This window comes from Streptomyces sp. NPDC059142 (assembly GCF_042755665.1).
Lineage (GTDB): Bacteria > Actinomycetota > Actinomycetes > Streptomycetales > Streptomycetaceae > Streptomyces.
This window is the reverse complement of sequence record NZ_JBHZDA010000181.1, coordinates 1-5,788: the sequence shown is the minus strand read 5'-3', so window position 1 is coordinate 5,788 and position 5,788 is coordinate 1. Positions and strand designations below refer to the sequence as shown.

7 protein-coding genes are annotated in these 5,788 nt (G+C 74.2%); 5 read left to right on the top strand and 2 right to left on the bottom strand.

The window, feature by feature from the left end; translation table 11 throughout:
- The first annotated feature begins 233 nt into the window (after positions 1 to 233).
- Together ACFXPK_RS32330 and mycP are read left to right on the top strand one after the other, a co-directional pair.
- Positions 234 to 1,088: a hypothetical protein gene (locus ACFXPK_RS32330; RefSeq protein ID WP_385080714.1), complete on the top strand. Its 855-nt coding sequence runs from the start codon at positions 234 to 236 to the stop codon at positions 1,086 to 1,088.
- Positions 1,089 to 1,143: 55 nt separating this feature from the next.
- The gene (mycP, locus tag ACFXPK_RS32325; RefSeq protein WP_385080712.1) at positions 1,144 to 2,352 is read left to right on the top strand and encodes a type VII secretion-associated serine protease mycosin; all 1,209 of its coding nucleotides are present in this window, start codon (positions 1,144 to 1,146) and stop codon (positions 2,350 to 2,352) included.
- Positions 2,353 to 2,374: 22 nt separating this feature from the next.
- On the opposite strand, the gene ACFXPK_RS32320 is transcribed toward mycP, so the two are convergent.
- Positions 2,375 to 3,076: a serine hydrolase gene (locus tag ACFXPK_RS32320; protein ID WP_385080711.1), complete on the bottom strand. Its 702-nt coding sequence runs from the start codon at positions 3,074 to 3,076 to the stop codon at positions 2,375 to 2,377.
- A gap of 110 nt (positions 3,077 to 3,186) precedes the next feature.
- Here ACFXPK_RS32320 and ACFXPK_RS32315 point away from each other — a divergent pair, with 110 nt between their 5' ends.
- Positions 3,187 to 3,918 (top strand): SseB family protein, encoded by a 732-nt coding sequence (locus ACFXPK_RS32315; protein WP_385007025.1) that lies wholly within the window; start codon positions 3,187 to 3,189, stop codon positions 3,916 to 3,918.
- 6 nt (positions 3,919 to 3,924) lie between these two features.
- Here ACFXPK_RS32315 and ACFXPK_RS32310 read toward each other — a convergent pair whose 3' ends face one another.
- A complete protein-coding gene (locus tag ACFXPK_RS32310; RefSeq protein WP_385007027.1) occupies positions 3,925 to 4,305 on the bottom strand; it encodes a DUF1844 domain-containing protein in 381 nt (126 codons plus the stop codon).
- A 367-nt stretch (positions 4,306 to 4,672) separates the two neighbouring features.
- Here ACFXPK_RS32310 and infC point away from each other — a divergent pair, with 367 nt between their 5' ends.
- Positions 4,673 to 5,347: a translation initiation factor IF-3 gene (gene infC, locus ACFXPK_RS32305; RefSeq protein ID WP_385007030.1), complete on the top strand. Its 675-nt coding sequence runs from the start codon at positions 4,673 to 4,675 to the stop codon at positions 5,345 to 5,347.
- Positions 5,348 to 5,476: 129 nt separating this feature from the next.
- Entirely contained in the window at positions 5,477 to 5,671 is a 195-nt protein-coding gene (gene rpmI / locus ACFXPK_RS32300) for a 50S ribosomal protein L35 (protein WP_003947156.1), read from the top strand.
- The last annotated feature ends 117 nt before the right edge of the window (positions 5,672 to 5,788 follow it).

The window sequence follows — 5,788 nt, the reverse complement described above, 5'->3', positions numbered from 1 at the left end:
GGGGGGGGGGGGGGGGGGGGGGGGGGGGCCCCCCGCCCCCCCGCGGGGCGCCCCCGCCCCGGGCCGCCCCGGTCCCGTCGGCCGGCCTTCCGCGTCCCGGTGCCTCGAACACCCCGTTCCCCACCCCGTTCCTGATCGCCGGCGCGCGCGCCCCGTACGCGCCGCCCCGCACCGCGCCCCCCGTCCCGGCCGCGCCCCCCTCCGTACCGCCGCTGCCCGCCCGCCCCCCGGCGATGCCCTCCGCCCCGGCCACCCCGACCGTGTTCCCCTGGGCGGCCGGGCCCGCCGGGACCCCCTCGGAGAGCACCGCGCGGCTGCGCCCCGTCCCCGTACGGCGCCCGGCCAGGGCGGCCGCCGCCGTGGCCTGCGTGGTCCTCGGGGTCGGCCTCATCGGCGGCGCCGTCACCGGGAGCTGGCTGACCGGCGACTCGGCCGCGGAACCGGCCGCCAGGGACGACTACACCGTCGCCCGCGGCCTCTGGCACAGCGCCCCCGTGGACACCCTCTTCCCCCGCACCCTCAAGGGCGACGGCGCCGGACCCGGCGGCTCCGACCGGCGCTGGACCCGGATCGGCGTCGCGCCCGACAGCACCTGCGCCGCCACCCTCGACCCCCTGCTGGAACGGGTCCTGCGCCCCCTGGGCTGCTCCCGGGTCGTCCGCGCCACGTACGCCGACGCGACCTCCAGCAGCGTCATCACCGTCGGACTGGTCTTCACCCGGGGCGACGCCACCGCGATGGGCGCCCTGCGCACCCGCTTCCGGGTCGACGACCTCACCGAACGCACCGACCTGATGCCCCGCACGTTCCCGGTCGAGGGCACCGTCGCCGCCACGTTCGGCGCGGCGCAGCGCGCGAGCTGGACCGTGAACGTCCTCACCGAGGTGCCCGTCGTCGTGTACGCCGTCTCCGGCTTCGCCGACGGCCGTCCGGTCACCTCCCCCCAGCCCGCCGACCACGCCATGGCCGACGGCGCCACGACCCCCGCCGCACAGGCCGGTCTCGGACATGAGGCGAAAGGCGTCGCCGACCGTATAGAACGCGGGCTGCGCAAGGCGGTCGGCGCCGGCACGGCGGCCCCCCGTTGACCCCCGCGCGATACGGACCGCCGGTGCCCACCAGAACGCGGAGGACCCGTAACCCATGACGCCGAAGACCGCAGCGACGCGGCGTGGCCGCCACCACCGGATCGCCGCCGTCCTCACCGCCGCGTCCGTCCTGCTGCTGCCCGCGACCCCGGCGCACGCCGACGCGATCCGGGCCCAGCAGTGGGCGCTCGACGCGATGCACACCGAACAGGCGTGGCGCCACTCGCAGGGCACCGGTATCACCGTCGCGGTGCTGGACACCGGTGTGGACGACACCCATCCGGACCTCTCCGGGCAGGTGCTGCCGGGCAAGGACCTGATCGGCTTCGGCGCACGCAGCGGTGACCGCTCCTGGGCCCGGCACGGCACGGCCATGGCGGGCATCATCGCGGGACACGGCCACGGCACCGGCGGCACGGACGGTGTGCTCGGCATCGCGCCGGAGTCGAAGATCCTGCCCGTCCGGGTCATCCTCGAAGGCAGCGACCCGGCCCGCGCCAAGGCACGCGCCTCCAAGGGCGGCGCCCTCGCCGAGGGCATCCGCTGGGCCGCCGACCAGGGCGCCGACGTCATCAACCTCTCCCTCGGCGACGACAGCGAGTCCGCCCACCCCGAACCGGCCGAGGACGCGGCCGTCCAGTACGCGCTGTCCCGGGGCGCCGTCGTCGTCGCCTCGGCGGGCAACGGGGGCGAGAAGGGCGACCACATCTCGTACCCCGCCGCGTACCCCGGGGTGATCGCCGTGACCGCCGTCGACGAGTACGGCACGCACGCGTCCTTCTCCACCCGGCGCTGGTACGCCACGGTCAGCGCCCCCGGCGTCGACGTCGTCATCGCCGACCCCGACCGGCGCTACTACGAGGGCTGGGGCACCAGCGCCGCCGCCGCGTTCGTCTCCGGCGCCGTCGCCCTCATCCGCTCCGCCCACCCCGACCTCACCCCCGCCCAGATCAAGAAACTGGTCGCCGACACCGCGCGCGACGCCCCGGAGAGCGGGCGCGACGACGCCCGGGGGTACGGCTTCATCGACCCGGCCGCCGCGATCGAGGCGGCCGGCAAGCTGGCCCGTACGGATCTCAAGAGCCGGTCCGCGGGGTTCGGCAAGCACTACTTCGGCGACGGCCCCGACGTCGCCCACGAGGACGCGGACCCGGCCGTCTGGCTGGCCCCGGCCGCGGGCGTCACCGGCGCCGTCCTGCTGGCGGGCGCAGTGCTGCTCTGGCGGGGCTCCGGCCGGCGCCTCGCCATCGGACGCTGGCGCTGAGACCCGCGTACGACGGGTGGGGTCAGCCGCGCCGGAGCGCCACGACCCGGCGCACCGCTCCGACGGCGGCCTCCTCGACCCGGGCGATGCCCTCCTCCTTCGAGGCGTGGCCGTCGGAGAGGACCGCCACCAGGCAGTCGTCCACGCACCCCACGGAGTGGACGACCCACAGGCCGCTCTCCGACCGGGGCAGCCAGCCGTTCTTCAGGGCGACGCCGTCACCGCGGCGGCCGGTCGCGCCCGTCCGGGTGCCCGCGCCGCGTGCCGCCGGGACACCCCAGTCCTGACCGGGCACCACGCGCCCCATCAGCCCCGCCAGATAGCGGCGCGACCGCACGTCCAGCGGCGCGTCCGGCCGGGTGTCCGCGTCGAAGACCGCCTTGAGCAGGGTGAGCTGGTCGCCCGCCGTGGTCCGTGTCAGCCCCCACGCGGGGGCCGCCACCGTCCGGGTCAGGCCGAGCCGCGCGTGCGCCGCGTCCAGCCCCTCCACACCCCCGGCCGCCGCCCGCAGCGCCGTCGCCGCCTCGTTGTCGCTCCGCTCGATCATGGCCTCCGCGAGCCGCTCCTCGCCCGGCTCCAGCCACCGGCCGGCGTCCTGCGCCCGCAGCAGCAGGGCGGCCAGCACCGCGACCTTCACCACACTCGCGGTCACATAGGTCCGGTCGGCGCCGTACCCGGCCTCGTGCCCGCCCGCCCTGTCGTACACCGCGACCGAAAGATCCACCCGAGGACCCTACGTCCGCGCACCACCCCTGGACGAACCGTTCCGAGGTCCCGCCTGCGGGCCAAGGGGCGGACGACGCCACCTCTGAACGACTCGTCTAGGCTCGTCCCGTGGCGCTCAAGAACATCCCGGACCCCGGTTTCTCCGACGACGACGGCACCGCCGATCCCGCGCTGACGGCGGCCCTCGCCGCCTGGGCCGAGGACCGTGCGGCCCACGGCCCCGTGCTGGCGGCGCTGCGGACCGCGCGGCTGCTGGTGCCCGTCGTGGCCGTCCTGGGGGACGTGGAAGAGGACGAGAACGGTCTGCGCCGCGAGAAGACCAGCGACATGGCGGTGCCCACCCTCCGGGCCGGTGACCGGCGCGCGCTGCCCGCCTTCACCTCCGTCGAGGCGCTGGGGCGCTGGGACCCCGGGGCCAGGCCCGTCGCCGTACCGCTGCACCAGGCGCTCCAGGCCGCCGCGCACGAGCGGGCCGACACCGTCGTGCTCGACCTGGCGGGACCCGTCCCGTACGAGATCACCGGGCCCGCCCTGCTGGCCCTCGCCGAGGGCCGGACGGGGACGGGTCCGCTCGACGACCCCGCCGTGACGGCGGCGGTACGGGCCGCCGTGGCCGCCGAGCCGGCGGTGGTGCGGGCCTATCTCGGCCCCGGCAGCGCGGACGGCACGCTCGCCCTCCTGCTGGACGCGGCCGTACCCCCCGCCGAGGCGGCGGGCAGGGTCGCGCGGGCCCTCGCGGACGACGACGTACTGAGGGCCCGCCTGGTGCGCGGACTCGACCTGGCGGTGCTGCCGGCCGAGGCCACCCCACCGGGCGAGCCCCTGTACGTACGCTCCTAGAGCCGGTCAGCCGTAGACCGGGCCCGTGTACTTCTCGCCCGGACCCTGGCCCGGCTCGTCCGGGACGACCGACGCCTCGCGGAAGGCGAGCTGGAGCGACTTCAGCCCGTCGCGCAGCGGCGCCGCGTGGAACGAGCTGATCTCCGTCGTGCTCGCGTCCATCAGCCCGGCCAGCGCGTGGACCAGCTTGCGGGCCTCGTCCAGGTCCTTGTGCTCGTCGCCCTCCTCGGTCAGTCCGAGCTTCACGGCCGCCGCGCTCATCAGGTTCACCGCGACCGTGACGATCACCTCGACGGCGGGGACTTCCGCGATGTCGCGGGCCATGGCGTCGTAGCCGGGTGAATCCGGGGCTGCCGGGGTGGACTGGGGGGAGGTCGCGTCGCTCATGTCCCACACGATAGGCCCACGCCAGAGCCGCACCGTATGCGGGAGCGGAGGGGAGGCACGGGGTTAGCACACCGGCCCGGGGGATGCTAACCTTGTGTAACGACCGGCCGGACACCTGCGTGCCCGGCCCACAAGTGGAGGCTCCGATCTCCCACCTGGCTGCCCCTCGGGGGCGGCGGGTCACCGGTCAGGTGGTGCCCATCGTTCCGTACGGACGATGGAACCGCCCGATGCGCCCCGTGGTACGTACGCGGCGGTGCTCCGGTATTCGAGGAGCTCCTGCCTGTGTGCCGTCCGGGGCATTTTTGCTGTGCCGCCGCGGTTGGTCTGAAACAACAGACGTTACGCGGCTGTCTGCCAGACAGTCGTGTGGTGCTACCGAGGAGGATCCATCAGCGCCGAGCCCCGCATCAACGACCGGATTCGCGTTCCCGAAGTGCGACTTGTCGGTCCCAGTGGCGAGCAGGTGGGCATTGTCCCGCTCGCCAAGGCCCTGGAGCTCGCACAGGAGTACGACCTGGACCTGGTCGAGGTCGCGGCGAACGCCCGTCCGCCCGTGTGCAAGCTCATGGACTACGGGAAGTTCAAGTACGAGTCGGCCATGAAGGCCCGTGAGGCGCGCAAGAACCAGGCGCACACGGTCATCAAGGAGATGAAGCTCCGGCCGAAGATCGACCCGCACGACTATGACACCAAGAAGGGTCACGTCGTCCGGTTCCTCAAGCAGGGCGACAAGGTCAAGATCACGATCATGTTCCGTGGTCGTGAGCAGTCCCGCCCGGAACTGGGCTTCCGACTGCTGCAGCGCCTGGCGTCCGACGTCGAGGAGCTCGGCTTCATCGAGTCGAACCCGAAGCAGGACGGCCGGAACATGATCATGGTTCTTGGTCCGCACAAGAAGAAGACCGAGGCCATGGCCGAGGCCCGTGAGGCACAGGCGGCCCGCAAGGCGGAGCGCCAGGGCCACACGCCCGAGGAGTCGGCCGGCGAGACCGTCGAGGCTCCGGCCGAGACCCCCGTCGAGGCATCTTCCGACGTGTGATCCGTGGGGGCGCCACCCAGGCGGCCCCCGGCTCCGCTCGGAACCACACACCAGAGATCTGACGCTCCCGCGCGCCGGTCGAGAAACCGGACCGGCTGGGAGCGCCACTGACGAGGAGAGAACGGCGTCATGCCGAAGAACAAGTCGCACAGCGGTGCCAGCAAGCGCTTCAAGATCACCGGCTCCGGCAAGGTGCTGCGGGAGCGGGCCGGCAAGCGCCACCTGCTCGAGCACAAGTCGTCACGGCTGACGCGTCGGCTGACCGGCAACGCCGAGATGGCCCCGGGCGACGCCAAGAAGATCAAGAAGCTTCTCGGCAAGTGATGCCGACGCCCCCCGGGGGCGGGGGGGGGGGCCACCGTCCCGGGGCCCAACCGTTTGGGGGCGGGGTCGTTGTAAAAAAAGGAGGCTCCGCGCGGTTTTGTTGGGTTTTTTTTAGGG